The sequence below is a fragment of the Mycobacterium sp. E2989 genome, from assembly GCF_001667595.1.
In the GTDB taxonomy this organism is placed as follows: domain Bacteria; phylum Actinomycetota; class Actinomycetes; order Mycobacteriales; family Mycobacteriaceae; genus Mycobacterium.
The window spans coordinates 152,388-176,331 of the sequence record NZ_LZJX01000104.1 but is presented as its reverse complement, the minus strand read 5'-3'; the positions used below and the strand labels follow the sequence as shown (position 1 = coordinate 176,331).

Genomic DNA, 23,944 nt, shown 5'->3' with positions numbered 1-23,944 from the left:
TCCTTCCGTCGACGCTCATGCCCGCCACCTGCCCTTTTGTGTGGCATGAGTCACTGTAGCGCACGCTTGCTACGCGGCATCAGGGTTGCGTGGCACAGCCGGGAAAAATTGGCTGACCTGAGATCCGGCCGTCTCCGACGTCCGACGAACTATTCGACGCGCGTTAGCCAGTGGGCGCCCAGTTGCCGTGGAACCCCATCGGCACCCGCTGCGGCAGATGCACCGTGGCCACGGCCTCGAGCGTCCCCGCGTCCAGCAACACCAGCTGACCCTCGTCGCGGCCGCGGTGATACCCGTAGCCCATCAGAATGCCGTCGTCCTCGGCTGCTTCTTTTTCGGCGGCGCCGGGGTTGGGCACAAAGGACATCTCGCCGAGCAAAAGGTCGGGATCCAGCGGCGCGACCTCGCGGGCGCCGGTCGCGTAGTCGTGCTTGTACAGCGCGGACGCGCCACCGGCGAAGTACGCACCGACGGTGTAGCCGAACCGGTGCGGCGCGCCCAGCAGGTCCTCGTTGATGCGGGGAAACTCCTGCGGCTCATCGTCGCGGCATTCGGTGGCCACGGCCCCGGTCGCCAGGTTGATGGTCCAGCGGTCCAGCGTGGGCGGGGCCTCGCCGGGACCGCGCCGGTCGCGGTCGAACATCCGCTCGTAGCGCACCACGTCGAGCACCAAAACCTCGGCCCCGCCCCGCATCTCGGAGTAGGCGTTGAGCGGGTGGTAGACGTAGCAGGGTTCGATGTCGAACCAGCGAATGTCCTTGTTGGCGCCCTCGCGTGGCATCACCCCGATGCGCGCCGGGTAATTCGGGTTCCAGGCATACGGCATCCGGTCGGAGTGCTTGGGGCTGCGGTTGGTCGCCACCGTGACCGGGCTCGGCAGCCGCACGCGTCCGATCAGCGACTGCATGGCCAGCCGGGCCGGCGCGCTCAGCCAGCGCGGCATGTGCACCGGCAACACCTGGATCGGGTCGAAGGTCACCGGCAGGTCGTAGATCACGACGTATTTGTCGGTCAGCGAGAAGTCGTGCATCATCGGCGAGCCCGACACCTCGATGTCGACGGTGCGACGGGCCCGCCCCCGGGTGTCGATCACCGAATACTGCACGGTCCGCCCGCGCGCGAATGAGTAAGAGACAGCGTGCAATTCGCCGGTGCGCGGGTCGCGATGCGGGTGGGCGGTGTAGCCGCCGGCCAGGGTGCCGTCGAAGTCGCACGTCCCGACGGTGTCCAGCTCATCGGTGAGCTCGTAGTTGGCCACCCCGCCCTCGACCAGCGCCAGGGTCCGCCCGGCGTGGGTGAGGACGTTGGTGTTGGCGCCCAGCGAGAGCATGCCCGCGCGGGGGTCGAGCCGGCCCGGCGCCCGCTCGCCCAGGGCGGCGCACAGCGACAGGCTGCGCACCCAGCGGTTGCGGTACCAGCGGGCCTTGCCGTCGCTCAGCGCGACGCCGTGCACCATCCCGTCGCCGCTAAACCAGTGATACGTGGCGGGGTCGACCTCTTCGGCGGGGTTGGGTCCGTTGCGCAGGTAGCGCCCGTCGAGGTGTTCCGGGATGCGCCCGGTGACCGGCAGGTCGGTCGCGGTGACCTCGGCGGCCACCGGCGCCAGCAGGCCCTCGAGATAGGGGTTCCGGGCTTCGGCGGTTTGCGTGGACGTCATCTCCGAGCTCCTATAACATTGATATGACGTTGTTATAGGAACCGTACGCCGCCGATGGGAAGATGGCAACGATGACCGCAGAGGTTGCACAGCCGCAGCGCAACGTGCGCGACGAGATGCTGGCCGCCGCGGTCGACCTGCTGCACGAACACGGCCCCGACGCGTTGCAGACCCGCAAGATCGCCGGCGCGGCGGGAACCTCGACGATGGCGCTGTACACCCATTTCGGCGGGATGCGCGGGCTGATCGCCGAGGTGGCCGAGGAGGGCCTGCGCCAGTTCGACGCCGCGCTGACGGTGCCGCAGACCGCCGACCCCGTCGCGGACCTGTTCGCCACCGGCGCGGCCTACCGGCGCTACGCGATCGAGCACCCGCACATGTATCGGCTGATGTTCGGCAGCACCAGCGCGCACGGCATCAACGCGCCGGCGGGCAACGTGTTGGCGCTGACGGTCGCCGAGATCGAGCGGGACATCCCCAGCTTCGCCCACGTCGTGCGGGCGGTGCAGCGATCGATGCGGGCGGGCCGGATCACCGTCGGCACCGCCGACGACGACCTCGCGGTGGTCAGCACGGCGGCCCAGTTCTGGGCGCTGGTGCACGGGTTCGTCATGCTCGAGCTCGCCGGCTTCTACGGCGACGACGGCGCGGCGGTCGGCTCGGTGCTCGGCTCGATGAAGTCGAATCTGCTTGTCGCCCTGGGCGATTCACCCGAACGCGCGAAACGGTCCCTGCGGCTGGGCTGAGCGCACGAAACCCCCGGAAGGTCGCTTCCGGGGGTTTCGTGACGTCGGGCTACTTGACGGTGACGGTGGCGCCGGCGGCCTCGAGCTTGGTCTTGGCCTCGTCGGCGGCCTCCTTGGCCACCTTCTCCAGCAGCGGCTTGGGCGCGCCGTCGACCAGGTCCTTGGCCTCCTTGAGGCCCAGGCCGGAGACGATCTCGCGGACCACCTTGATGACGCCGATCTTCTTGTCGCCGGCGGCCTCGAGGATGACGTCGAACTCGGACTGCTCCTCGGCGGCCTCGGCGGGCGCGCCACCGGCGGCCGGGCCGGCCGCGGCGACGGCGACCGGAGCGGCCGCGGTGACCTCGAAGGTCTCCTCGAACTTCTTGACGAAGTCGGAGAGCTCCAACAGGGTCATTTCCTTGAAGGCGTCGAGCAGGTCGTCGGTAGACATTTTCGCCATGGTGTGTGGGTCCTTCCTGGTTTGGGTTTGGGGTTATTCGGCTTCGGCCGGGGTTTCAGAAGATTCCGTGGGCGTTTCCGAAGCTGGTTCCGGGGCGGGCTCCGCCGCCTCGGGGGCCGCAGGCGCTGCCGGGGCTGCCGGGGCTGCCGGAGCTTCAGTGGCCTTCTTTTCCTGCAGCGCGGCCGCCAGGCGGGCGACCTGCGAGGCCGGGGCGTTGAACAGGCCGGCCGCCTTGGCGAGGTTGCCCTTCATGGCGCCGGCCAGCTTGGCCAGCAGCACCTCGCGCGACTCCAGGTCGGCGATGCGCTCGACCTCGGCGACGGTCAGCGCGCGACCGTCCATGTAGCCACCCTTGATGACCAGCGCCTTGTTGTCCTTGGCGAAGGTCTTGATGGCCTTGGCGGCGTCGACGGGCTCGCCGGTGACGAACGCGATGGCGGTCGGCCCGGCGAACAATTCGTCGAGACCCTCGACGCCGGCCTCCGACGCCGCCCGCTTGATCAGCGTGTTCTTGGCGACCGAGTAGGTGGCCGACCCGCTCAGCGAGCGGCGCAGTTCGGCCAGGTTGGCCACGGTCAGACCGCGGTACTCGGTGATCAGGGTGGCGGTCGCCTCCCTGAACTGCTCGGCGATGTCGGCGACGGCGGTGGCTTTGTCAGCCTTGGCCATGCGTACCTCCTGAAATGAAAGCCATGCGACGTGTCGTCTGTGATCACCCGAAAACGACGAACGCCCCGGCGCAGGATGCGGCCGGGGCGTGAAAAACGCCGGCGCGTGCCGGCGCTGCTGCCTCGTCCTCCTGCGTGGGCCGCCGGGATGCTCCCGGACCTTCAACCGATTGCTCGGTGACCGACGGTCTTCGGTGGATCGGCAACCAGGATAGCCTGGCCGTCCCCCGTCAGCCAAAACGGCGGCGTTCGGCGGCCGCTCAGCCCAGACCGGCCAGCCGGGCCGCACCGACCAGGCCGGCCTGGCCGCCGAGTTCGGCGGGCACCACCCGCAGCCCGGTCACGAAGTCCAGGCGGGCGTATTCGGCCAGCTTCTCCCGTAACGGGTCGAAGAGCAGGCCGCCGGAGTTGGCGACCCCGCCCCCGATGACGACGAGGTCCAGGTCGCAGACCGCGCCGACCGAGGCGATCATCGCCGCCAACGCGGTGGCGCCCCGGCGAAACGCCCGGCCCGCCAACGCGTCCCCGGCCGCCGCGGCGGCGGCCAGCTCCCGCGCGCCCGCCGTCGGCGGCGCGGACCAGCCGTTGGCCCGCGCCCAGCGCACCATCGACGGCCCGGACGCGATGGCTTCGACGCAGCCGCGGCCGCCGCACACGCAGGGCGGCCCGGCGTCCTCCACCACCACGTGCCCGACGTGACCGGCGTTGCCGGTGCGGCCGGTGTACGGGATCCCGCCGAGCACGAGCCCGCCGCCCACGCCGGTGGACACCACCATGCCCAGCATGAAGCCGGCGCCGCGACCCGCGCCGCGCCAGTGCTCGCCCAGCGCCATGCACAGCCCGTCGCCGCCGAGCCGCACGGGCACCCCCGGCACCGCGGCCGCGACGCGGTCGCGCAGCGGGAACCGTTGCCACCCTTTGATATTGACCGGGCTGACGGTTCCGGCGGACAGGTCGATGGGCCCGGCCGAGCCGATGCCCACCGCGGCCACGCCGCCGTCGGCCGCGCGCAGCGCGTCGGCGATCGCCGCGTCGACCGCGGCCCACACCTGTTCGGCCGCGCCGCCGCCCGGCGTGGACCGGATGACCGTGTGCACCAGCGCGCCCGCGGGGTCGGCGAGGCCGGCGGCGATCTTGGTGCCGCCGATGTCCAGGCAGAGGGTGAGCATCGCGATCAGTGCCGGTGGACGTTGTCGGGTTGGCGGGGGTCGCCGGGATGCTCGTAGCCGGGAGACAGCCGCACCAACTCGGCCCGTCGCGCGTCCAGCCACACCCGGAACGCGCGCCGCCGCGCGGCGCCCAGCAGATGCGCGGCGATCAATGGCCGCACGTCGGCCAGCGGCGGGGAGACCGGCGACGGGGAGCGCCAGCCGTGCGGCCGGCGGCTCGGCTCGGCGAACCGCAGCGGGTTGCGGGCGTGGTACGCGGCCACCTCCTCGTCCGTGACGCGCACCGCGGCGGTGACATCGGCGAACAGGGCCCGCGCGCGGGGGTCCGCCAGCGCGGCCGCGGCCACGCTGCCGATTTCCAGCCGGGCCGTCGCGTCGGGCAACAGCTGCGCCTCGCTCGGCGCGCCGCGCCCGCTGAGGCCGCGCGCTTCGGCCTCGGCCGCGACCACCCGCTCGGTCACGATCAGCTGGGTCAGCCAGCGCCGCAGTTGCCGCCCCTCCCCGGTGCCGCCGGCCGGCAGGGCGGCCGCGCCGGGTGCGCCGCGCAACCGCGCCTCGGCCGCATCGACCTCGTCGACCAACACCGGGGCGCCGGCCACCGTCGCCACCACGCTCATGTCACGCGCACCTCCACCGCCGGGGTGTAGAGCAGCCGGCCGGCGCAGCCGACCCGGACCAGGGCCCACCACCGGCCGGGCTCCAGCCCGGGCGGCGGGGTCACCGAGAAGCGGAGGTTAGCGGTGCCGCGGGCGGGCAGCACCGCGCCCACCGCGGCGGGCCCCAGCCACTCCCAGGTGCCCCACGGGCTGATCAGGTGGGCCTCGAGCGCCAGGTCCGCCCCGGCGCGGCTGCCGACCGTGACGGTCAGCGCCGCCGTGCCGCCGGCGGCCAACTCCACGCCGGCCGGCCCCTCGGCGAGGTAGATCAGCTCGGCCTCGTCGCGGGCGCCGACCTCGACCAGGCACACGTCCTCGACGGTCTGGCGCCACGCCTCCGGGATCTGGTCGCCGCCGAGGCGGAGCTGCGCGCGCACCGGGTAGCGCCCCGGCTCGGCGCCGGCCGGCACCGACACGGCCACGTCGGCCTCGCGTTGCTCGCCGCCGCGCAGGGTGAGGGGCAGCTCGTCGGGCTTGGCCGACCAGCCCTCCGGACACACCAGGGTGACTGTCCCGGTCAGGGTGGCGTCGCTGCAGTCGCTGGCCGCGGTGAGGCGCAGCACGACCTCGTCGCCCGGCTCGGCTTGCACCCGCGCGGGATGCAGGTGAGCGACCGCCGGCAGCCCGCCGAGCGGCGCCGGGCCCCGGTTGTGCAGCCAGTAGCGCGCGTACAACGGCTGGGCGGCCTCGGCATCGGGGGCCAGCGCGCGGGATCGCGCGGGGGCGTGGGGAGCGTCGAATCGGGCCAGGACGGTGGCCACCTGGCAGCCGTGCAGCTCGAGCGGGCGCCGGCCCGCGCTCGGGGCTTCCAGGTCGGCTTCGAGGAGGTCGGCGCCGCGTGGGTCGCCGATGGCGCCGACGTCCGAGCCGAGCGTCACGCCGGTCCCCGACCCCGTCGTCTCCACCAGGCGCAGCGCCACCTCGCGCGGGTCGACCGGTCGGGCGCGGCCCGCCGCCAGCGGGTTGCCGGCCGCCTTGAGGGCCGCCAGCTGCACCGCGCCGGCGGGCTCGACGGTCAACAGGGAGCCGACCGCGGGCAACGGGCCCGGCGCCCGGCCGGTGGCGACGGCGAGCAGCGGGTGGGAGAACTCCGCGCTGCGGGCGGGGACCCGGGCGCGCCGCCAGTCGCCGTCGCCGCAGACCAGCGCGTAGTCGAAATCGTGCGTCCAGTGCTGGAGTTGGAAGTTCGAGCCGTCCGGGGCGGTGCGGCGCGGTTCGTCGATCCAGGTGCCCGAGGGCCAGCCGGTGCAGGAGCGCATCAGCGCGGTGTGCAGGGTGCCGTCGGTGTCGACGGCGAAGCTGGGCACACCCCGGTTGAGCAGGGCGACGGTGCGGTCCTCGAACTCGCCGCCGACGGCAGGCGCCCGCTGGCTGACTGAGATTTCCGCGTCGGCGAGGTCCTCGACCAACGCGGCGATCGCGGCGGCCAGGTTGTCGTCGTCGCGGCCGGCGATCACCAGCACCGGCAGCGCCGACGGCGCGCGCAGGTCGGCGCCGGGCGTCCACACCGCCGCGAGCGGCCTCGCGGCCGGCACCCACACCCGCGCCCGGCCCGTCGCCGCCAGCTGGCGGTCGAGCTCCTCGCGGTACGGCCCCAGCGCCGCGTCGGCGAAGGCGTTGCGGGCCGGTCCGCCCAGCGCGATGCGCACGTCGGGCAGGTTCGAATCGACGTCGAGGTGGCCGTAGCGCTGCTTGGCGGCGCCGCTGCAGGTGGCCGTCACCCCGGCGCGGACCAGCGCGACCATCAGCTCGCGCGCGAGCGGTCCCGACACCGCCTCGTCCGGCGTCACCACCTCGGCCACCGAGATCGCCCGCACGCTGTCGCCGACCCGGACCCGCGCGGCCGAGGACAGGCCGAACCAGCCGTGGGCCGGGTTGTCCAGCGTCCACGGGTGCCGCGCGGTGTCCACCGAGCGCGGGCCGTCGTGCAGCAGGGCGAACCCGCGCCCGACGACGGCGTCGCCGACCTCGCTGACCGGCATGGCGCCCGGCACCGGGCAGGGCCAGCGCAGCCGCACCAGGCGGTCGGCGCCGGTGAACCCGTCGATGGTGGTGCGGCAGTCCAGCCGCGGCACGCCGCGCCACAGCGTCAGGGTCTGGGTGTAGCGCAGCAGGGCGCCGATCCTCCCGGTGACGACGACCCGCTGCCCCAGCGGGCCGTGGTAGGCCTGCGCGGCGGCCGGCGACTCCGACGAGCACACCACCGGCCCCTTGGGCAGCAGGTGCCACGGGCCTTCGCCCTGCGTCGGGTGCGACGCGTACTCCTCGTAGATGGCCAGCTCGTTGCCCACCCGGGCGGCGGCGATCAGTTCGCGGCCGTCGCGAACCAGCGACGCGACTCCCCCGCCGCGTGCCGGATCGACCGCGACGCGCAAATGCTCGTTGGCGATCACCGGGCCGGGCACCGGCTCCCAGCCTGTGGGCTCGCCGCCGGGAACCAGCCGATAGGCTCGCCACCCCAGCGACGGCACGTCCCGCGCCAGCCAGGTCACCGACCGGCCGCCCTGGCCGACGTGCGCGGGCAGCTCGGCGCCGTCGGCGTCCAGCACCCGGGCCCCCGCGGCCAGCGGCGGGTCGAGCCGCGCGGTGACGACGTCGGTGCGCGGCTGCGCCAGCGGATTCCAGACGACGACGTCGCCGCCGACGGTTTCCGACAGCACCGCCAGCGACGCGTCGCGGGCGGCGCGGCCCAGCTCCCAGGCGTCCCGCCAGCCGGTCAGCAGGTCGAGGTAGACCTGGTCGGATTCCGAGCCGGTGATGGCGTCGTGGTGGGCGCCGTAGGCCAGCTGCACCCACGCCTTGGCCAGCGCCGCCTGCGGATACTCGGCGCCACCCAGCAGCCCGGCGAACACCGCGAAGCGCTCGGCCTCCAGCACGGCGTGCTCGGCGGCCCGGTTGGCCTGTTTGGTGTCGATGTACGACACGTCCTTGCCGGTGTAGATCGGGTTCATGTCGCGGGTCTGCGGTGACGGGGCGCGGCCGCGCTCGGCCAGCTCGGCGCGCACGGCGGCGAAGAACTCCCGCGGCAGCGCGCAGACGAACCGCGGCCAGGTGTAGCGCTCGGCCCAGTCGCGGTGGATCGCGGTGACCCATTTGTTCGGCGGCGTGTAGTCGGTGCCGACGGGCAGCAACACGTTGCGCGTCAGCGCCACCTGCTTCAGCAGCTCGAACTGCTCGAGGGTGGCCTCCTCGGCCTCGGCCAGCGACGTCGACGAGTCCATCCACCAGCCCGCCGAATAATGGGCGGGCATGTAGTGGGTGAGCAGCCCGCGCCCCGACGGCGAAATCCACTCGAACTCGCTGCTGAACTGCATGCGGTTCACGTCGCCGCCGCCCAACGCCGGGCCCCATTGGTGGTGCGGGCCGCGCGCCCACGAGCTCGACGTCAGCCCGGCGTCGGCGGCCATCCCGGGGAATTGCGGGTCGTGCCCGAACACGTCCAGCTGCCAGGCGGTCTGCGGGTGGGCGCCCAGCACGTCGCGCTGGAACCCGATGCCGTGCACCAAATTCCGGATCGTGGTCTCCGGGCCGGTGAGGTTGGTGTTGGGTTCGTTGTACGTGCCGCCCATCACCTCGACGCGGCCCTGCGCGATGAACCGGCGCAGGTCGGCGCGGTCCTCGGGCCGGGTGTCCCAGTACGGCTTGAGGTAGTCCACCTCGGCCAGCACGAACTTGTACTCGGGCTCCCGTCGGGCCATCTCCAGGTGCGCGTGCACCAGCTCGAAGCCATTGGTCTGCCGCGCGCGCCCCGGCGGGTCCTCGGCCCACTCGCTCGTGTACGCGCCCTGGGTGTTCCACCAGACCGGGTCGTAGTGGAAATGGCTGACCATGAACATGGTCCAGCCGGGCTCGCCGACGACGAATTCGAAGGGCTCGACGAATTCGCCCGCGTGCACCCGTGCCGCCCGCCGCTCGCCGACCACGGGGTTGCGCACCGCGACCGGCACCTCGACCAGCTCGCCCGCGGCCACCGCCTCGCCGGCCAGGCCGTCGCCGTCCACGCGGACCCGCGTCGACGCGGCGGGGCCGCGGAGCGTGACGCGGACCAGCTGCAACGGCGCGTCCGGCGGCCCGACGAAAAGCTCGGTCGAGCGCGCCGAAACCAGCTGCATCCCCGCACTTTACGGCGCGCCGGCGATCTACGATCTGCTAATGCCCGCCCTCGCCCCGCCCGTGGCCGACGAACGCAGCGCCCTGCGCGAATACCTGGCGTTTCACCAGAGCGCGTATTTCGCGGTCAGCTACGGCCTCACCGACGAACAGGCCCGGTCCACGCCCTCGGTGAGCGCGCTGTCGATCGGCGGTCTGATCAAGCACGCCACCGGGATGCAGCGCAGCTGGATGAGCCGGGTCGCCGCCGCGCCGGACGCGCCCCCGAAAGACACCCGCCCGTTCGAGCAGATTTCGCAAGAGTTCGCCGACCAGCACGTGATGCGGTCCGACGAGACGCTGGACGGGCTGCTGCGGGCGTTCGAAGCCCAGAACGCCGAATCGCTGCGGCTGGTCGAGACCGCCGACCTCGACGCGGCCGTACCGGTTCCCAAGGACATCCCCTGGTTTCCGAAGAATCAGGAGGCCTGGTCGGTGCGCTGGGTGATCCTGCATGTGATCAACGAGCTGGCCCGGCACGCCGGGCACGCCGACATCATCCGCGAAACCATCGACGGCGCCACCATGTACGAGCTGATCGCGGGGCTGGAGGGCTGGGCGATCAGCGGGTGGGTCACGCCCTGGCGGAAGCCGTGAGCGCCCGGCCGTCACCGAACGTGTAATCAGGGCGGAATTCGGCCCCGAACGTCGCCGTGAGTGCACGCTCGGCGGCCCGAGCGTGGAGTGAGCGCGGTCACAGCGAATTGGAGCTTGACACCGCCGATTTGGCAGACTGCTGGAATGAGTTCTACCAAGCATCGCGAGGTGGCCAGGCTCGACCGGGTGCCGCTGCCGGTCGAAGCGGCCCGGGTGGCCGTCACCGGATGGCAGGTCACTCGCACCGCCGCCCGCGTCGTCAGCAAGCTGCCGGGCAAGGGCCCGTGGCAGCAGAAGGTGATCAAGCAGCTCCCGCAGACCTTCGCCGACCTCGGCCCGACGTACGTCAAGTTCGGGCAGATCATCGCGTCCAGCCCGGGGGCGTTCGGCGAATCGCTGTCCCGCGAGTTCCGCGGCCTGCTCGACCGGGTGCCCCCCGCCGACACCGACGAGGTGCACAAGCTGCTCGCCGAGGAGCTCGGCGGCGACCCCGCGGAGCTGTTCGCCAAGTGGGAAGAGGAGCCGTTCGCGTCGGCGTCCATCGCGCAGGTGCACTACGCGACCCTGCACACCGGCGAAGAGGTCGTCGTCAAGATCCAGCGCCCGGGGATCCGCCGCCGCGTCGCGGCCGACCTGCAGATCCTCAAGCGCTTCGCCCAGGCCGTCGAGCTGGCCAAGCTGGGTCGCCGGCTTTCGGCGCAGGACGTGGTCGCCGACTTCTCCGACAACCTGGCCGAGGAGCTGAACTTCCGGCTGGAGGCGCAGTCGATGGACGCGTGGGTCTCGCACCTGCACGCCTCGCCGCTGGGCCGCAACATCCGGGTGCCGCAGGTGCACTGGGACTTCACCTCCGAGCGGGTGCTGACCATGGAGCGGGTGCACGGCATCCGCATCGACGACGTGGCCGCCATCCGCAAGGCCGGGTTCGACGGGGTCGAGCTGGTGAAGGCGCTGCTGTTCTCGCTTTTCGAGGGCGGGCTGCGGCACGGGCTGTTCCACGGCGACCTGCACGCGGGCAACCTCTACGTCGACGACCAGGGCCGCATCGTGTTCTTCGACTTCGGGATCATGGGTCGCATCGACCCCCGCACCCGGTGGCTGCTGCGCGAGCTGGTGTACGCGCTGCTGGTCAAGAAGGACCACGCCGCGGCCGGCAAGATCGTGGTGCTGATGGGCGCCGTCGGCACCATGAAGCCCGAGGCCCAGGCGGCCAAGGACCTCGAGAAGTTCGCCACCCCGCTGACCATGTCGACGCTGGGCGACATGTCCTACGCCGACATCGGGCGGCAGCTGTCGACGCTGGCCGACGCCTACGATGTCAAGCTGCCCCGCGAACTGGTCTTGATCGGCAAGCAGTTCCTCTACGTCGAGCGGTACATGAAATTGCTCGCGCCCAAATGGCAGATGATGTCCGACCCGCAGCTGACCGGTTACTTCGCCAACTTCATGGTCGAGGTGAGCCGCGAGCACCAGTCGGACGTCGAGGTCTGATGGAGATCCGCGCCGGGAACGCCACCTCGGGCGGCGAGGTGAAGCTGTATTACGAGGACATGGGCGACGTCGACGCCCCGCCGGTGCTGCTGATCATGGGGCTGGGCGCGCAGCTGCTGCTGTGGCGAACCGGCTTCTGCGAGCGGCTGGTCGACCACGGGCTGCGCGTCATCCGGTACGACAACCGCGACGTCGGCCTGTCGACCAAGACCCGGCATCGCGGCGCGGGCCAGCCGCTGCTGACGCGGTTGGCCCGCTCCTGGGTGGGCCTGCCCAGCCAGGCGGGATACAAGCTCGAGGACATGGCCGACGACGCCGCGGCCGTGCTCGATCACCTGGGCATCGAGCGCGCGCACATCGTGGGCGCGTCGATGGGCGGCATGATCGCCCAGATCTTCGCCGCGCGGTTCCGCGAGCGGACGAAAACCCTGGCAATCATCTTCTCCAGCAACAATTCGGCGTTCCTGCCCCCGCCCGGCCCTCGCCAATTGCTGGCGCTGATCAAGGGGCCGGCGCCGAGCTCGCCGCGGGACGTGATCGTCGACAACGCGGTTCGGGTCAGCAAGATCATCGGCAGCCAGCGGTATTTGGCGCCCGAGGAGCAGCTGCGCGCCGAGGCCATCGAAAGCTACGAACGCAGCTATTACCCCTGGGGCGTCGCCCGGCATTTCGACGCCGTGCTGGGCAGCGGCAGCCTCAAACGCTACAACCGGCGAATCGCCGCCCCGACCGTCGTGATCCACGGTCGGGCCGACAAGCTGATGCGGCCGTTCGGCGGCCGCGCGGTGGCCAGGGCCATCGACGGCGCTCGATTGGTGTTATTCGACGGGATGGGACATGATCTGCCCCAGCAGTTGTGGGATCAGGTCATCGGCGTGCTGACGAGCAACTTCGCCAACGCGAGCTGAACCAAAATCACTCGGACGAAACGCTTCCCCTGCCATCTCAGTCCGCGTCGCCAAGTTGTACGGTTGTCCAAGGAGGTGGGTCTACCCGATGGCAAAGCTGAAGCCGTATTACGAAGAGTCGCAGGCGACCTACGACATTTCAGACGACTTCTTCGCGCTGTTCCTCGACCCCAACATGGTCTACACCTGCGCCTATTTCAAGAACGACGACATGACGCTGGAAGAGGCGCAGCTGGCCAAGCTGGATCTGGGGCTGGAGAAGCTGAAGCTCGAGCCGGGCATGACGTTGCTCGACGTCGGGTGCGGCTGGGGCGGGGCCGTGGTCCGAGCGGTCGAGAAGTACGACGTGAACGTCATCGGAATCACGCTCAGCCGAAACCACTACGCGCGCACCAAGGCACGGCTGGAGGCCATCGGAACGACGCGCCGCGTCGAGGCCCGGCTGCAGGGCTGGGAGGAGTTCGACGAGCAGGTCGACCGGATCATGAGCTTCGAGGCCTTCGACGCGTTCAAAAAGGAACGCTGGCCCGCGTTTTGGGATTGGGCCTACAAGACGCTGCCCGACGACAGCCGGATGATGATGCACAGCATCTTCACCTACCCGCAGTCGCAATGGAAAGAGCGCGGCATCCCGATCACCATGTCGGATCTGCGTTTCTTCCATTTCCTCGGAAAGGAAATCTTTCCCGGAGGCCAGATGTGCGGCGAGACCGATATCGTCGACTACGCGCAAGCCAGCGGTTTCGCGATCGAGCAGATCGAATACCTGCGGCCGCATTACGCGCGGACCCTGGACACGTGGGCGGCCAATCTGGAAGCCAATCGGGAACGCGCGATCGCCATTCAGTCCGAAGAGGTCTACAACCGCTTCATGCGTTATCTGACGGGGTGCGCCGAGCTCTTCCGCAAGGGCATCTCCAACGTCGCCCAGTACACGCTCACCAAGTAGCTCCCCGTCGGCCGGGGTTCGCCACGCCCCGCGCCGACGGCCAGGCGATTCACGCTGCAAACGTAGACTTCGGTATCGTTGCACGTCACACCCCGAGCACGTGCGTGGGCAGTAAGCAGTGAACTTCATCCAGGAGAACAAGACGAAAATGGCTGATCAACCGGCTAGCCCCACGAAGATACGGACGGCTCCCGAAGACATTCAGGCGCACTACGACGTCTCCGACGACTTCTTCGCCTTGTTCCAGGACCCGACCAGGATCTACAGCTGCGCCTACTTCGAGCGCGATGACATGACGCTGGAAGAGGCGCAGTACGCCAAGATCGACCTGAACCTGGACAAGCTGGACCTCAAGCCGGGCATGACCCTGCTGGACATCGGCTGCGGCTGGGGCACCACCATGAAGCGCGCCGTCGAGCGGTTCGACGTCAACGTGATCGGCCTGACCCTGTCGAAGAACCAGCACGCCCGCTGCGAGCAGCTGCTGGCGTCGATCGACACCGACCGTTCGCGGGAGGTCCGCCTGCAGAACTGGGAGGACTTCAACGAGCCGGTCGACCGGATCGTGTCGATCGAGGCCTTCGAGCACTTCGGGCACGAGAACTACGACGACTTCTTCAAGCGGACGTTCGACATCATGCCCGAAGACGGCCGGATGACCGTGCAGAGCAGCGTCAGCTACCACCCGTATGACCTGGCCGCCCGCGGCAAGAAGCTGACCTTCGAGACGGCCCGGTTCATCAAGTTCATCATCACCGAGATCTTCCCGGGCGGCCGGCTGCCGTCCACCCAGATGATGGTCGACCATGGCGAGAAGGCGGGCTTCGTTGTGCCCGAACCGCTTTCACTGCGGCCGCATTACATCAAGACGCTGCACATCTGGGGCGACAACCTCGAGGCCAACAAGGACAAGGCCATCGAGGTCACCTCCGAAGAGGTCTACAACCGCTATATCAAGTACCTGCGCGGGTGCGAGCACTACTTCACCGACGAGGCGCTTGACGTCAGCCTGGTGACCTACCTCAAGCCGGGGGCCGCCGCCTAGAAATCCGCGCCTGTCGGATTGGGGCTGCGTCGTTCGTCGGATAGGTAGAGAGTGGAGCACGGGGCTTCGCTCACTACCTGGAGGTGACGACACCATGCAGTACTTCGCCTTGTTGATCAGCAGGGAGCAAGACCGCACGCCCGACGACCCGGCCGCCACGATGGCGGCGTGGCAGAACTTCCACGCCAACGCCGGGTCGGCGATCAAGGCGGGCGACGCGCTGGCGCCGGCCGCCGCCGCGGCGGTCATCACCGGCGGCCCGGACGCGCCGACGGTCACCGACGGCCCGTTCGCCGAATCCGCCGAGGTGGCTTGCGGCTACTACGTGTTCGAGGCCGAAAACCTGGACGAGGCGATCGCGCTGGCGCGCGACGTCCCGCTGGCCCAGGTCGGGGCCGTCGAGTTGTGGCCGGTGGTCCACGCGATCGAGCCGACCCGCCGGCTCACCGGAAACGACTGGCTGGCGCTGCTGCTGGAACCCCCCGCGTCGGCCCACACGCCCGGCACCCCGGAATGGGAGGCCGTGGCGGCCCGCCACGCCGAACTCCACGCGGCCGCGGGCGACCACATCCTGGGCGGCGCCGCGTTGCACGACCGGACCACCGCGACGACGGTGCGGGTGCGCGACGGCGAGGTCCTGATCACCGACGGGCCCTACGTGGAGGGCGCCGAGATCGCCACCGGCGTCTACCTGCTCGGCGCCGCGGATCGCGACGAGGCCGTCAAGCTGGCGTCGATGATCCCAGCTTCGACCGTGCAGGTGCGTCAACTGGCCGGCCTCTCCGCGCTTTAACCGTCGCGAATGCCCAACCTGGACGGCGTCTTTCGGCAGGAGTGGGGACCCGCGGTCGCCGCGCTCGCGCGGTGGTCCGGCGACCTCACCGTCGCGGAGGACGCCGTCCAGGAGGCCTGCGCCGAGGCGCTGCGCAGCTGGGGCCGCGACGGCATGCCGGCCAACCCGGGGGGCTGGCTGGTGACCGTGGCCCGCAACCGCGCCCGCGACCGGCTGCGCCGCGAATCCGCCCGCCCAGGAAAGGAATTGGCGGCCGTGGTTGACGAGATTCGGGCCCGCACCGATCACACCGATCCGTCCCCCGTCCCCGACGACGAGTTGCGGATGATGTTCACCTGCGCGCACCCCGCCCTGGACCGCCCGTCACAGCTGGCGCTCACCCTGCGGCTGGTGTCCGGGCTGACCGTCACCGAGATCGCCCGCGCGCTGCTGCAGACCGAGGCGGCGATCGGCCAGCGAATCACGCGCGCCAAGAACAAGGTTCGGCACGCCAACATCCCGCTGCGGGTGCCGCCGGCCGAGCTGCTGCCCGAACGCACCCCGCACGTGCTGGCCTGCATCTACTCGGTGTTCACCGAGGGCTATTGGTCCACGGCGGGCCCGTCGGCGATTCGCGACGAGCTGTGCGACGAGGGGATCCGGCTGGCCGGTGAGCTGTGCGCGCTGATGCCGCAGGAGCCCGAGGCGCACGCGCTGGCCGCCCTGATGCTGCTGCACGATTCGCGGCGGGCCACCCGCGTCGACGACAGCGGGATGCTGGTGCCGCTGGAGGAACAGGACCGCCGCCGGTGGGACCGCGGCCGCATCGCCCGGGGGCTGGATCGGCTCCGCCGGGCCGAGGGGTCGACGGGCCCCTATCTGCCGCAGGCGGTGATCGCCGCGCTGCACGCGACGGCGCCGTCCTGGGAGCAGACCGACTGGGCCACCATCTGCGCGGCCTACGACCGGCTGCTGCGGGTGACCGACTCGCCGGTGGTGCGCGCCAACCGCGCGCTGGCGGTCGGCCTTCGCGACGGCCCCGACGCCGGGCTGGCCGCCCTCGACGAGGTGGCGCACGACCCCCGGTTGAGCCGCTCGAACCTGCACGCGACCGTGCGCGCCGACCTACTGCGGCGCGCGGGCAGGCCGGCCGACGCCGCCTCCTGGTATCGAAAGGCGTTGGCGCTCAACGGCTCCGAGCCGGGCCGCGAGTTTCTGCGGCGCCGCATCGCCGAGTGCGGCGGCTAGGCCTCAGGCCTCAGGCCTCCGCGAAGTTGCGCGTGACGGACGGGTCCACCGGGATGCCCGGGCCCGTGGTCGTCGACACGGTGATCTTCTTCAGGTAGCGGCCCTTCGAGGCGGACGGCTTGAGCCGCAACACCTCATCAAGCGCGGCGCCGTAGTTCTCGGCGAGGGCCTTCTCGTCGAAGGACGCCTTGCCGATCACGAAGTGCAGGTTGGCCTGCTTGTCGATGCGGAAGTTGATCTTGCCGCCCTTGATGTCGGCCACGGCCTTGGCCACGTCCGGGGTCACGGTGCCCGTCTTGGGGTTGGGCATCAGGCCGCGCGGGCCCAGCACGCGGGCGATGCGGCCGACCTTGGCCATCTGGTCGGGCGTCGCGATCGCGGCGTCGAAGTCCAGGAAGCCGCCCTGGATCTTCTCGATCAGGTCGTCGCTGCCGACGATGTCGGCGCCGGCGGCCTGCGCCTGCTCGGCCTTGTCGCCCACCGCGAACACCGCGACGCGGGCCGTCTTGCCGGTGCCGTGCGGCAGGTTGACGGTGCCGCGCACCATCTGGTCGGCCTTGCGCGGGTCGACGCCGAGCCGGATCGCCACCTCGACCGTCGCGTCCTGCTTGGCCGACGCCGTCTCCTTGGCGAGCTTGGCCGCCTCCAGCGGGCTGTACAGGTTGTTGCGGTCCACCTTCTCGGCGGCCGCGCGGTATGCCTTGCTGTTCTTGCTCATTGATTCATCCAATCTGGTGTTGGGTCGTGGTCGGCGGGCCGAAGCTGGCCCTCCCACGGGGTCGAACTATGCCCGCCTATTCGACGGTGATCCCCATCGACCGGGCGGTGCCGGCGATGATCTTGGCGGCCGCGTCGATGTCGTTGGCGTTGAGATCGGTCTTCTTGGTTTCGGCGATCTCCTTGACCTGGTCCCAGGTGACCTTGGCGACCTTGGTCTTGTGCGGCTCGGCCGAGCCCTTGCCCACGCCGGCCGCCTTCAGCAGCAGCTTCGCCGCGGGCGGCGTCTTGAGCGTGAAGGTGAAGCTGCGGTCCTCGTAGACCGTGATCTCCACCGGGATGACCTGACCGCGCTGGTTCTCCGTGGCCGCGTTGTAGGCCTTGCAGAACTCCATGATGTTGACGCCGTGCTGGCCGAGCGCGGGTCCGACCGGCGGCGCGGGGTTGGCCTGGCCGGCCTGGATCTGCAGCTTGATCAGCCCAACGACTTTCTTCTTCGGGGCCATGAGTGTTCGGTATTCCTTCCGTGACTGGGCTTGATCGCCCCGTTAGATCTTGGAGACTTGGCTGAACGTCAACTCCACCGGCGTCTCCCGGCCGAAGATCGACACCAGCACCTTGAGCTTCTGCTGTTCGCCGTTGACCTCGCTGATGGTCGCCGGCAGCGTGGCGAACGGCCCGTCCATGACCGTCACCGATTCGCCGACCTCGTAGTCGACCTCGACGGTCGGGCGCTCCAGCCCGCCGGCCTCGGCGGCGGCCGCGGTGGTAGCGGCGCCCTTGGCGGCCTTCTTGGCCGCGCCCCGCGGCAGCAGGAACTTGACCACGTCGTCCAGCGTCAGCGCCGACGGTCGCGATGTCGCCCCGACGAACCCGGTGACGCCCGGCGTGTTGCGCACCGCGGCCCACGAGTCGTCGGTCAGGTCCATGCGCACCAGGATGTAGCCGGGCAGCACCTTGCGGTTGACCTGCTTGCGCTGACCGTTCTTGATCTCGGTGACCTCTTCGGTGGGCACCTCGACCTGGAAGATGTAGTCGCCGACGTCCAGGTTCTGCACGCGCGTCTCGAGGTTGGCTTTCACCTTGTTCTCGTAGCCCGCGTAGGAGTGGATGACGTACCAGTCACCGGGCTTGCTGCGCAGCTCCGCCTTGAGCGCGGCCGCCGGGTCGACCTCTTCGACCGACTCCTCGGGCGCCTCGGCCGAAGTGGCTTCTTCGGTCGTCTCCTGGGCCTCGGTGTCCTCGGCGCGCTCTTCTACGTCGACCGCTTCACCCGCGGACGTGTCACCGTCGAAGGTAGTCACGGTTTAGTCCTCTCTATCTTCTCGCTCAGCCGAACACCAGCAGCACAAGCTTGGTGAGGCCGAAGTCCGCGAGGCCGACCAGCGCCACCATGAAGGCCAGGAACGCCAGCACCACCGACGTGTACGTGAGCATCTGCTTGCGGTTGGGCCAGATGACCTTCCGCATCTCCGCAACCACCTGCTTGAGGTAGTTGAAGACGAACACGAACGGGTTGGCCGAACGGTCCCCGGGCTTCTTGGGCTTTTTGGCCTTCTTGGCTTTGCCGCCCTTGGCGGTCTTGTCCTCCTTGGCGGCCTCGACCTCGCCCGCCGATTCTACGTCGGCGTCGTCGCCGGCATCGGCCGCCCGCTGCCGGGATCGTTTGCCGCTGGGGCGCTGCGGCCGCGTCACCACAGCGGTCCGGCCGCCACTCGCGCGGTCGTCCTCCCTGTCAGCGCCGTCGCTTGTGGCGTCGTTGGCAGCTTCGCCTTCGTCGCTCACCGCATGCTCCTTAAGTTTGCTCGTGTCCCGCGGGCCGTCCCGGTGGTGAAGGCCACTATTCCAGTGTCCACCATGGCACGACTTTCAAGTCAGCAGGGGCGACAGGACTTGAACCTGCAACCTGCGGTTTTGGAGACCGCTGCTCTGCCAGTTGAGCTACGCCCCTTCGCGGTTGGCAGGCCAACCTGCGCTTACCTACCGGGGCTTACATGACACGCGCGCTCCCCGATTGCTCGAATCCCGGAAAGCGCGCTAATGCTGGGAAAACCCCGAGGTCCGAGTGTACATCGACGCGCGAGTCAGATACTAATTACGCCGTTCTCATGACCTGGCCGGACTCCGGGTCCCATTTGAGGTTCGCCGACTGGTCGGCGTACTGGCTCATCAGCGTGGTGTAGGACTGCAAGACCACCTCGCCCCGCTCGTTCGTGCAGGTGTTCTTGGTGACGACGATGTCGGCGCCGAACCGCTCGTCCACCGAGTGGATGTCCATCCGCGCCCAGAGCTTGTCGCCGGCCTTGATCGGCTTGGAGAACACGAACCGCTGGTCGACCTGGACGATCACCAGGGTTTCCATGCCGATGTCGACGTGCCGGAAGAAATCCAGCTGGACCAGCTTGGCGAAGATGGTCGCATAGGTCAGCGGCGCCACGATCGCGTCGTGACCCAGTTCGGCGGCCGCGTCTTCGTCGAAATGGGCGGGGTGGCGGTTCTTGATGGCCTGCGCGAACTGCCGAAGCTGCTCACGCCCCACCACGAAGTAGTCCGGGTACCGCCAGATCATTCCCCGGATGTCGGTCTTGAGCGCCATGGGCTACGCGAGAATCGCGGACGCGATGGCCCTGCCGAAGATCTTCTTGCCGCCGGTGGTCGCCGTGAGCGCAATGGTCACGGACTTGGTTTCCGGGTCGACGGACTTCACCCGGCCGCTGAAGACCAGCTCGGCGCCCTTGCCGTCGTTGGGGACCGGGACCACCGCGGTGAACCGCACGTTGTACTCGGTGACCGCGCCGGGGTCACCGATCCACGAGGTGACGTACCCGCCGCCGATGCCCATGGTCAGCATGCCGTGCGCGATCGCGGTGTCCAGCCCGACGACCTTGGCCATCTCGTCATCCCAGTGAATCGGGTTCAGGTCACCCGAGACACCCGCATAATTCACCAGGTCCTGCCGGGTCAGCGGGTAGGTCTTCTCGGGAAGCTGGTCGCCCACCTTCACCGAGCTGAACTCACGCAGTGGCATCAGAAAATCCCTCTTCTCCATCCTCACCGGCACGGCCCGCCAGGGTCGTGTAGGTCTCCTGCACGACGTCACCGGCTTGGTTGGTGACGATGTTCTTGGTCACGATGATCTGGGTGCCGTGCGAAACCCGCATCGAGTCGACGTAGACGTCGCAGTACAGCCTGTCGCCCGCCACGATCGGCGCCATGAACTTCAGCACCTGGTCGACCTGCACGATCTTCGCGTCCTGGACGGCGACGTTCGCGTGCGCGAAGAACGCCGTCTGCGCCTGGTAGCCGAACACGCAGATGAACGTCAGCGGCGCGAGCAGGCTCCCGTAGCCCAGGTCGGCCGCCGCCTTCTCCTCGAGATAAAAGGCGTCGTCGTTCTGCACGGCGACCGCGTACTCGCGGATCTTCTCCCGCTCCACGACGTAGTGGTCGGGATAGCGGTAGTGCATCCCGACGATGCTCTCGCTTAACGGCACGGCTCTAAAATCTACCTAGTCAGTGACGAATAATCGGTCGCAGGTTCCCGCTAGCGCGTCTCTCGATGCGCCTGGTGCTTGCCGCAGTTCGGGCAGAACTTCTTCAGCTCCATGCGGTCCGGGTCGTTCCGGCGGTTCTTCTTGGTGATGTAGTTGCGGTGCTTGCACACCTCACAGGCCAAGGTGATCTTCGGCCGTACATCGGTACTGGAAGCCATGACGGTTCTCTCTCGGTTCCTTCTCGCGGGGCTCTCGCCGCGCGTTGTTGTGTTGTAGCGATGGCCGGACTCGAACCGGCGACCTAACGATTATGAGTCGTTCGCTCTAACCGACTGAGCTACATCGCCTCTGACCACCCCAGGGGTCGGGGCCGCCACGCCTGCTCGGCGTCCGCCGAGCCCCCTAACGGAATCGAACCGTTGACCTTTTCCTTACCATGGAAACGCTCTACCGACTGAGCTAAGGGGGCCGTTCACCCGAATCGGCAGTGCCGCGGGCCTAAAAGAGGGTACAACCTGGCCCACAACCGGACCAAACGGGCTTTAGGGAGCGTCGCCGCCGCCGCCGCGACGCAGCTGCCAGGCGCTGAGGTCGCTGAATTCGTCGTACACCTCGTTCGATTCATCGGCATCGGCTTCGGCGAGCAGCGTGCGCAACCCGAGGTTGACGGCCTCGCGGGCGTCGGCCAGATGGAAGCGGCGGATCGCCTCGTCAATGAGATCGACGTCGATCTCGATTTCGACCTTCTTCCTCATGCGCCAACAATACCCATGCCACCGGCGGCCAATCGCTGCTCGCGGGGGGTGTTCGGCAAACTTCGCGGCGGCGCTGCGGGCCGTCGAAGGGCGGGTCCTAGGCTGATCACGTGTCAACAGACCGGCTGTACTTTCGGCAACTGCTCTCCGGGCGCGACTTCGCCGCCGGCGACATGTTCGCGACCCAGATGCGCAACTTCGCCTACCTGATCGGGGACCGCCAATCGGGCGACTGCGTGGTGGTCGACCCCGCGTACGCGGCCGGTGATCTCCTCGACGCGCTCGAGGCCGACGGCATGCACCTGTCCGGCGTGCTGGTGACCCACCACCACCCAGACCACGTGGGCGGATCGATGATGGGCTTCTCGCTGCAGGGCCTGGCCGATCTACTGGAGCGCAAAGCTGTGCCGGTGCACGTCAATGCCCTTGAGGCGCAATGGGTCTCGCGCGTCACCGGGATCGGCCTCGGGGACCTCACGGCCCACGAGAACCACGACAAGGTCAGCATCGGCGACATCGAGATCGAGCTGCTGCACACCCCGGGTCACACGCCCGGCAGCCAGTGCTTCCTGCTCGACGGCCGCCTCGTCGCCGGCGACACGTTGTTCTTGGAGGGCTGCGGCCGCACCGACTTTCCCGGCGGCGACTCCGACGAGATGTACCGCAGCCTGCAGCAACTCGCGACATTGCCCGGCGACCCGACCGTGTTCCCCGGGCACTGGTACTCGGCGGAGCCCAGCGCGGCGCTGTCGGAAGTCAAGCGTTCCAACTACGTCTATCGGGCCCGTGACCTCGCCCAATGGCGAATGTTGATGGGCGGCTGAGGCCGCCGACCGAACGAAGCGGCAACCGGCCTGTGATATAAGCGGAGGGTGGATTCCATGGGGTGGATCCAGGACAGCTGGCACGGAATCACCAACGTCGGGTCCAGCACCTGGATCGCGTGGGCGGCGTGGGCGGCGATCGCGCTCGCGGCCATCACCTTGATCTTCACCAACCGGCAGATCACCCGCAATCGTCGGCTCGCCGCTGAGCAGACCCGGCCGCAGGTCGCGATGTTCATGGAACCGCATCCCGCCGACTGGCACGTGATCGAGTTGGTGGTCAGGAACTTCGGCCAGAGGGCGGCCTACGACATCACGTTCTCCTTCATGAACCCGCCGACGGTCGCCGAATACGAGAACGCCACCGACGGCTACGCCGACGTCGTCGAGCTGCGGCTCCCCCGCGCGTTGCCGGTGCTGGCCCCGGGCCAGGAGTGGCGCATGGTGTGGGATTCGGCGCTCGACCGCGCCGAGATCGGCAGCGGGATCGAGTCCCGCTTCACCGGCACCATCCGCTACTTCGACACCCCGGAGCCCAAGCGCGGTCGGCGGTTCTGGGAGCGCGAACGCCTCCCGCTGGAAACCGAGGTGGTGCTGGACTGGGACTCGCTGCCCCCCGTTCAGCGCATCGAGCTGCTGACCACCCACGACCTGGCGAAGCGGGAGAAGCAGAAGCTGGAGCTGCTGCGCGGCCTGCTCACCTACTTCCACTACGCGAGCAAGGAAACCCGTCCCGAGGTGTTCCGCAGCGAGATCGAACGGATCAACGGTGCCGTGCGGGAAACGCAGGACCGGTGGCGCACCCGCCAGCTCGACGACCCCACCGATGTCAGCCTGCGCTGGAGTGAGGCCGAGGACGACCTCGGCAAACACCACAATCAGCACGCGTGACGGCAAGGAGCCAGCAACCGATGAGCGGCCCGGTCCACTACAGCCTCAAGGATTCCATCGCGGTCATCCGGATGGACGACGGCAAGGTCAACGCCCTGGGACCCACGATGCAGCAGGCCCTGGGCGAGGCGATCGACCGGGCCGAGGCGGACAACGCCGGGGCGCTGGTGATCACCGGGAACGAGCGGGTGTTCAGCGGCGGGTTCGACCTGAAGATCCTCACCTCCGGCGAGGCGCAGCCGGCGATCGACATGCTGCGGGGCGGCTTCGAGCTGTCGTACCGGCTGTTGTCCCACCCCAAGCCGGTGGTGATGGCCTGCACCGGCCACGCCATCGCGATGGGGGCGTTCCTGCTGTCGTCCGGCGACCATCGGGTGGCCGCGCACGCCTACAACATTCAGGCCAACGAGGTGGCGATCGGCATGGTCATCCCGTACGCGGCGCTGGAGATCATGAAGCTGCGGCTGACGCAGTCGGCGTACCAGCAGGCCGCCGGGCTGGCCAAGACGTTCTTCGGTGAGACCGCGCTGGCCGCCGGCTTCGTCGACGAGATCGTGCTGCCGGAGATGGTGGTGAGCCGCGCCGAGGAGGCCGCGCGCGAATTCGCGGGCCTGCACCAACATGCCCACGCCGCAACGAAATTGCGCGCCCGCGCCGACGCGCTGAAGGCCATTCGCGCCGGGATCGACGGCATCGAGGCCGAATTCGGGCTGTAGGGAGCTCTCACCGCAGGTATTGGTGGACTAAAACGGCGAACGCGGTGGCC

Annotated in this window: 26 protein-coding genes and 4 tRNA genes; 12 read left to right on the top strand and 18 right to left on the bottom strand. The window is 69.4% G+C overall.

Annotated elements, in window-relative coordinates:
• Window positions 1-163 precede the first annotated feature (163 nt).
• On the bottom strand, window positions 164-1,657 hold the full coding sequence (locus A5680_RS18390) for a carotenoid oxygenase family protein (protein ID WP_067821860.1): 1,494 nt from the start codon (window positions 1,655-1,657) through the stop codon (window positions 164-166).
• Window positions 1,658-1,728: 71 nt separating this feature from the next.
• Here A5680_RS18390 and A5680_RS18385 point away from each other — a divergent pair, with 71 nt between their 5' ends.
• The gene (locus tag A5680_RS18385) at window positions 1,729-2,403 is read left to right on the top strand and encodes a TetR/AcrR family transcriptional regulator (RefSeq protein ID WP_067821898.1); all 675 of its coding nucleotides are present in this window, start codon (window positions 1,729-1,731) and stop codon (window positions 2,401-2,403) included.
• A 49-nt stretch (window positions 2,404-2,452) separates the two neighbouring features.
• Here A5680_RS18385 and rplL read toward each other — a convergent pair whose 3' ends face one another.
• The 5 genes from rplL to A5680_RS18360 form a co-directional block, all read right to left on the bottom strand.
• Complete coding sequence (gene rplL, locus A5680_RS18380) at window positions 2,453-2,845, bottom strand: 50S ribosomal protein L7/L12 (protein ID WP_055401244.1); 393 nt, start codon at window positions 2,843-2,845, stop codon at window positions 2,453-2,455.
• A 33-nt stretch (window positions 2,846-2,878) separates the two neighbouring features.
• Entirely contained in the window at window positions 2,879-3,514 is a 636-nt protein-coding gene (gene rplJ, locus A5680_RS18375; RefSeq protein WP_067821857.1) for a 50S ribosomal protein L10, read from the bottom strand.
• A gap of 259 nt (window positions 3,515-3,773) precedes the next feature.
• A complete protein-coding gene (locus A5680_RS18370; protein WP_067821854.1) occupies window positions 3,774-4,682 on the bottom strand; it encodes an ROK family protein in 909 nt (302 codons plus the stop codon).
• A 5-nt stretch (window positions 4,683-4,687) separates the two neighbouring features.
• Window positions 4,688-5,299 (bottom strand): malonyl CoA-ACP transacylase, encoded by a 612-nt coding sequence (locus tag A5680_RS18365; protein WP_067821851.1) that lies wholly within the window; start codon window positions 5,297-5,299, stop codon window positions 4,688-4,690.
• Complete coding sequence (locus tag A5680_RS18360; protein ID WP_067821845.1) at window positions 5,296-9,450, bottom strand: NEW3 domain-containing protein; 4,155 nt, start codon at window positions 9,448-9,450, stop codon at window positions 5,296-5,298. Before A5680_RS18360 ends, A5680_RS18365 begins: the two co-directional genes overlap by 4 nt.
• 61 nt (window positions 9,451-9,511) lie before the next feature.
• On the opposite strand from A5680_RS18360, the gene A5680_RS18355 reads away from it, so the two are divergent.
• From A5680_RS18355 to A5680_RS18325, 7 genes are all read left to right on the top strand, one after another.
• On the top strand, window positions 9,512-10,084 hold the full coding sequence (locus A5680_RS18355; protein ID WP_067821894.1) for a DinB family protein: 573 nt from the start codon (window positions 9,512-9,514) through the stop codon (window positions 10,082-10,084).
• A gap of 144 nt (window positions 10,085-10,228) precedes the next feature.
• Window positions 10,229-11,575, top strand: coding sequence for an AarF/ABC1/UbiB kinase family protein (locus tag A5680_RS18350; RefSeq protein ID WP_055401234.1), 1,347 nt, complete (start codon window positions 10,229-10,231; stop codon window positions 11,573-11,575).
• The gene (locus tag A5680_RS18345; RefSeq protein ID WP_067821843.1) at window positions 11,575-12,483 is read left to right on the top strand and encodes an alpha/beta fold hydrolase; all 909 of its coding nucleotides are present in this window, start codon (window positions 11,575-11,577) and stop codon (window positions 12,481-12,483) included. The genes A5680_RS18350 and A5680_RS18345 overlap by 1 nt, the downstream gene beginning before the upstream one ends.
• Window positions 12,484-12,571: 88 nt before the next feature.
• The gene (locus A5680_RS18340) at window positions 12,572-13,432 is read left to right on the top strand and encodes a cyclopropane mycolic acid synthase family methyltransferase (protein ID WP_067821841.1); all 861 of its coding nucleotides are present in this window, start codon (window positions 12,572-12,574) and stop codon (window positions 13,430-13,432) included.
• Between the two features lie 148 nt (window positions 13,433-13,580).
• Window positions 13,581-14,477 (top strand): hydroxymycolate synthase MmaA4, encoded by an 897-nt coding sequence (mmaA4, locus tag A5680_RS18335; protein ID WP_055401268.1) that lies wholly within the window; start codon window positions 13,581-13,583, stop codon window positions 14,475-14,477.
• A 94-nt stretch (window positions 14,478-14,571) separates the two neighbouring features.
• Entirely contained in the window at window positions 14,572-15,270 is a 699-nt protein-coding gene (locus tag A5680_RS18330; RefSeq protein ID WP_067821839.1) for a YciI family protein, read from the top strand.
• A gap of 9 nt (window positions 15,271-15,279) precedes the next feature.
• Window positions 15,280-16,497 (top strand): RNA polymerase sigma factor, encoded by a 1,218-nt coding sequence (locus A5680_RS18325; RefSeq protein WP_067821830.1) that lies wholly within the window; start codon window positions 15,280-15,282, stop codon window positions 16,495-16,497.
• Between the two features lie 10 nt (window positions 16,498-16,507).
• Here the strand turns inward: A5680_RS18325 and rplA are convergent, their stop codons facing one another.
• The 12 genes from rplA to A5680_RS18265 form a co-directional block, all read right to left on the bottom strand.
• Entirely contained in the window at window positions 16,508-17,215 is a 708-nt protein-coding gene (gene rplA, locus A5680_RS18320) for a 50S ribosomal protein L1 (protein ID WP_007167783.1), read from the bottom strand.
• Window positions 17,216-17,291: 76 nt separating this feature from the next.
• Window positions 17,292-17,720, bottom strand: coding sequence for a 50S ribosomal protein L11 (gene rplK, locus A5680_RS18315; protein ID WP_055401224.1), 429 nt, complete (start codon window positions 17,718-17,720; stop codon window positions 17,292-17,294).
• A 42-nt stretch (window positions 17,721-17,762) separates the two neighbouring features.
• On the bottom strand, window positions 17,763-18,518 hold the full coding sequence (gene nusG, locus A5680_RS18310) for a transcription termination/antitermination protein NusG (RefSeq protein WP_067821827.1): 756 nt from the start codon (window positions 18,516-18,518) through the stop codon (window positions 17,763-17,765).
• Between the two features lie 25 nt (window positions 18,519-18,543).
• A complete protein-coding gene (gene secE, locus A5680_RS18305; protein WP_055401220.1) occupies window positions 18,544-18,999 on the bottom strand; it encodes a preprotein translocase subunit SecE in 456 nt (151 codons plus the stop codon).
• 93 nt (window positions 19,000-19,092) lie between these two features.
• Window positions 19,093-19,165, bottom strand: a tRNA-Trp gene (locus A5680_RS18300).
• Between the two features lie 144 nt (window positions 19,166-19,309).
• Window positions 19,310-19,810, bottom strand: a complete 501-nt coding sequence (hadC, locus tag A5680_RS18295) for a (3R)-hydroxyacyl-ACP dehydratase subunit HadC (RefSeq protein ID WP_055401218.1) — start codon at window positions 19,808-19,810, stop codon at window positions 19,310-19,312.
• A gap of 3 nt (window positions 19,811-19,813) precedes the next feature.
• Window positions 19,814-20,242 carry a (3R)-hydroxyacyl-ACP dehydratase subunit HadB gene (gene hadB, locus A5680_RS18290; RefSeq protein ID WP_055401216.1) on the bottom strand — a complete coding sequence of 143 codons (429 nt, stop codon included), beginning with the start codon at window positions 20,240-20,242 and terminating at the stop codon, window positions 19,814-19,816.
• Window positions 20,229-20,708, bottom strand: a complete 480-nt coding sequence (hadA, locus tag A5680_RS18285; RefSeq protein ID WP_055401214.1) for a (3R)-hydroxyacyl-ACP dehydratase subunit HadA — start codon at window positions 20,706-20,708, stop codon at window positions 20,229-20,231. Before hadA ends, hadB begins: the two co-directional genes overlap by 14 nt.
• 50 nt (window positions 20,709-20,758) lie before the next feature.
• Window positions 20,759-20,926, bottom strand: a complete 168-nt coding sequence (gene rpmG / locus A5680_RS18280; protein WP_007167776.1) for a 50S ribosomal protein L33 — start codon at window positions 20,924-20,926, stop codon at window positions 20,759-20,761.
• Window positions 20,927-20,981: 55 nt separating this feature from the next.
• Window positions 20,982-21,055 (bottom strand) — tRNA-Met (locus A5680_RS18275).
• A 49-nt stretch (window positions 21,056-21,104) separates the two neighbouring features.
• Window positions 21,105-21,177: transfer RNA gene (locus tag A5680_RS18270), tRNA-Thr, on the bottom strand.
• A gap of 73 nt (window positions 21,178-21,250) precedes the next feature.
• Window positions 21,251-21,463, bottom strand: coding sequence for a type II toxin-antitoxin system VapB family antitoxin (locus A5680_RS18265; protein WP_055401212.1), 213 nt, complete (start codon window positions 21,461-21,463; stop codon window positions 21,251-21,253).
• 110 nt (window positions 21,464-21,573) lie between these two features.
• Between A5680_RS18265 and A5680_RS18260 the strand changes: the two genes are divergently transcribed.
• The 4 genes from A5680_RS18260 (at window position 21,574) to A5680_RS18250 (ending at window position 23,894) form a co-directional block, all read left to right on the top strand.
• Entirely contained in the window at window positions 21,574-22,287 is a 714-nt protein-coding gene (locus tag A5680_RS18260; RefSeq protein ID WP_067821824.1) for an MBL fold metallo-hydrolase, read from the top strand.
• Between the two features lie 410 nt (window positions 22,288-22,697).
• Window positions 22,698-22,798: transfer RNA gene (locus A5680_RS25860), tRNA-Glu, on the top strand.
• Window positions 22,799-22,875: 77 nt separating this feature from the next.
• On the top strand, window positions 22,876-23,178 hold the full coding sequence (locus A5680_RS25855) for a hypothetical protein (RefSeq protein ID WP_156349472.1): 303 nt from the start codon (window positions 22,876-22,878) through the stop codon (window positions 23,176-23,178).
• A gap of 20 nt (window positions 23,179-23,198) precedes the next feature.
• Window positions 23,199-23,894 carry a crotonase/enoyl-CoA hydratase family protein gene (locus A5680_RS18250; protein WP_055401208.1) on the top strand — a complete coding sequence of 232 codons (696 nt, stop codon included), beginning with the start codon at window positions 23,199-23,201 and terminating at the stop codon, window positions 23,892-23,894.
• Window positions 23,895-23,944: the final 50 nt, after the last annotated feature.